This window comes from Spirillospora sp. NPDC049652, from assembly GCF_040675125.1.
In the GTDB taxonomy this organism is placed as follows: Bacteria; Actinomycetota; Actinomycetes; order Streptosporangiales; family Streptosporangiaceae; genus Spirillospora.
In genome coordinates this window covers 1-2,665 of the sequence record NZ_JBFAOF010000951.1, presented here as the reverse complement: position 1 = coordinate 2,665, position 2,665 = coordinate 1, and the positions used below count along the sequence as shown (strand labels likewise).

4 protein-coding genes and 1 pseudogene are annotated in these 2,665 nt (G+C 75.6%); 4 read left to right on the top strand and 1 reads right to left on the bottom strand.

Annotated elements, in window-relative coordinates:
• Nucleotides 1–555: pseudogene (locus AB0J52_RS35330) on the top strand (hypothetical protein); the annotation flags it as partial.
• 103 nt (nucleotides 556–658) lie between these two features.
• Nucleotides 659–958: an SHOCT domain-containing protein gene (locus AB0J52_RS35325; RefSeq protein ID WP_500187265.1), complete on the top strand. Its 300-nt coding sequence runs from the start codon at nucleotides 659–661 to the stop codon at nucleotides 956–958.
• A 40-nt stretch (nucleotides 959–998) separates the two neighbouring features.
• Here AB0J52_RS35325 and AB0J52_RS35320 read toward each other — a convergent pair whose 3' ends face one another.
• On the bottom strand, nucleotides 999–1,565 hold the full coding sequence (locus AB0J52_RS35320) for a MarR family winged helix-turn-helix transcriptional regulator (RefSeq protein ID WP_500187264.1): 567 nt from the start codon (nucleotides 1,563–1,565) through the stop codon (nucleotides 999–1,001).
• Nucleotides 1,566–1,928: 363 nt separating this feature from the next.
• Here AB0J52_RS35320 and AB0J52_RS35315 point away from each other — a divergent pair, with 363 nt between their 5' ends.
• Both AB0J52_RS35315 and AB0J52_RS35310 read left to right on the top strand, forming a co-directional pair.
• On the top strand, nucleotides 1,929–2,264 hold the full coding sequence (locus tag AB0J52_RS35315; protein WP_500187263.1) for a DUF3263 domain-containing protein: 336 nt from the start codon (nucleotides 1,929–1,931) through the stop codon (nucleotides 2,262–2,264).
• A 19-nt stretch (nucleotides 2,265–2,283) separates the two neighbouring features.
• On the top strand, nucleotides 2,284–2,665 hold a 382-nt coding region (locus AB0J52_RS35310), incomplete at its 3' end, for a trehalose-phosphatase (protein ID WP_500187262.1).

Here is a 2,665-nt window from a genome sequence, read left to right as displayed (position 1 = left end):
GCGCCTCCGCCCGAACCGCCGGTGGTGTCGTTCCAGCCCGCTCCGCCGCGTCCCGAGCCCGTCGAGCCGCTCGCCGCGCCGACCTTCACCGGACACGCGCCCGCCGAGCCCTCGTCCGCGGACCGCATGCCTCCGGGTGCCGCGCGTGGCCCGGCGGCTGATCTCGACGCCGAGGGGACGGCCCCGGACGTCCGGTCGACGTTCGATCCGCTGGGCGACCCGTTGCGGGGGCCGGGTTCGGTCCAGGGCGCCGGGCCGCTGGGCGAGCAGGACGCGCGTCCCGTAGAGGACGAGCCCGGGCTCAGCGACGAGGAGTGGGAGCTGTTCCGGCGGAACGTCCTCGCCGACGCCGCCCCGCCCGCGCGGCCGTCCATGCCGCCCTTGGAGGACCTCCAGACCGGAGCCGTCCCGGACGTCCCGCCGCCCGGCCTCGCCGACGCCGGCGCCAACGGGAACGGCCCGCTCCCGACCTCGCCGGACGACGTGCCCGGCCGTCCGCGGCGTCGTCGTCCCCTGGTCGCGGACGACGACGAGTACCGTCCCCCCTGGTGGTGACCGCGGTACCGCGCCGGGCGTAGCCGCGAAGCCGCCGCTCGTACGACGACAGGGCCCGGACCCTCCACGGAGCATCGGAGCATCCGAACAGAGGAGGATTCCGATGCACTCGCTGACGATCGCCGCCGCGCAGCCCGGCTGGCACGACCACGGAGGGCCCGGCTGGTGGGCGATCTTCCCGATCACCTTCGGGCTGCTGTGGCTGGCCATGCTGGGTTTCGTCGGGTCCCGGCTGGTCAGGCGGCGCGGCCGGGGCCCCTGGGGCCCGCCGGCCGCGGCCGCCGCCGCTCAGCCGCGGGGCCCGCGTCCCGAGGACCTGCTCGCCGAGCGCTTCGCCCGCGGCGAGGTGGACGAGGAGGAGTTCCACAGCCGGATGTCCGCGCTCCGCGCCGAGCGCGAGTAGCGCACTCCGGCGGGCGGCCTTGACGGAGGCGAGGCCGGGGTCAGTCGGCTCCGGCCTCGCGGAAGATGCGTTCGACGCCCTCGGGGTCCATCATCGCGGGGGAGTGGGCGGCGGCCTCGGCGAAGCGGGTCAGCAGCCGGGCGAACTCGGTCTTCTCCCGGTCGGTCCAGCCGCTCATCAGCTCGTCGAAGTAGGCGCGGCGGAACCGCTCGGCGACCTGCCGCAGCCGCCGGCCCGCGTCGGTCAGCCCGAGGTTGGCGCGGCGCGCGTCCACCGGGGACGGACGGCGGGACACGAACCCGGCGTCGATCGCGTGCCCGACCAGGCGGCTGGCGGTGGACGGGTCGATCTCCAGTCGCTCGGCGACCGCGCCGACCGTGACCTCCGGGCCGTCCGCGCACTCGGCGAGGGCCGCGACGGCGTGCACGACCATCAGGTTGGAGAGCTGGAGCGGGCGCCCGCCCGGCCCGGCCGACGTCTGCGCCCGGATCTTCTTCATCAGGTCCGGGCGGGCCCAGACGCGGCGCAGGTGGAAGAGCGCCAGCGCGATGTCGGAGAGCGAGGCGTCCGCTTCCGGATCGGGAACCGAGGGGTTCTCCGTCGTCATGCGCGTCCCTCCGTTCGCGTGGCGGCGAGGTGTCCGTGCACGGCGGCACGGATGCACAATGCATATTTTAACGCCTGGGGCACGCGTCCCTCCTGCGCCCCGCCCCGGGCCGCCGAGCGCCTCGGGGGGGACTTCGAGAACGCCCCGAGCCCACCCCGGCAAGCCCTGCGGAAGCGGGCCGGGACGCCGCCGAGGGGGCGGCGGGGTGGGTGGCCGTTCCGCGCGAACCGCCGGAGAATGTCCGCCGGGACGCGTAGAGTGGCCTCGGCCGAACCCGGACGACCCGGGATCAGTGACCACCAAAGGGGACTCCATGCCGGCGGCGGACGACCTCCCGGCGACGGTCCCCAACAGGACGGCAGCATGAACGATGGCTCACCCCTGCCCCCGATGAACGAGGGCCCGGAGAACCAGGGCCCGGAAGACGCCGACGCCGCCTTCCCGGCCGACCTCCTGTCCGAGCGCGACCGCCAGATCCTCGCCTTCGAGCGGCAGTGGTGGAAGTACGCCGGAGCCAAGGAGCAGGCGATCCGCGAGACGTTCGACATGTCGGCGACGCGGTACTACCAGCTCCTCAACATCCTGATCGACCGGCCCGAGGCGCTGCGGCACGACCCGATGCTGGTCAAGCGCCTCCAGCGCATGCGCACCCAGCGGCAGCGGCAACGTGCCGCGCGCCGCCTCGGCATCCGTCCCTAACGTGGCCGACACTGGTCACGTGCACCCTTCCTCCTCCCCTCACCTCAGTCCGGAGGGCGACGCCGCCCTCGCCGCCCTGCGCGCCGACCCCGCCGGGGCGGTCCTCGGCTTCGACTTCGACGGGACCCTCGCGCCGATCGTGGCCGATCCGGCGGCGGCGCGCGCCCACCCCGGCGCCGCCGCCGCCCTCGCCGCGCTGGCCCCGCGGGTCCGCTCCCTGGTCGTGGTGACCGGGCGCCCGGCGAAGGCCGCGGTGGAGTACGGCGGCTTCGAGGGCATCGACGGGCTGGTCGTCCTCGGCCAGTACGGCGCGGAGCGCTGGGAGTCCGGCGCGCTGACCTCGCCCGAGCCGCCGCCCGGCGTCGCCGAGGTGCGCGCCAAGCTGCCCCGCGTGCTGGAGG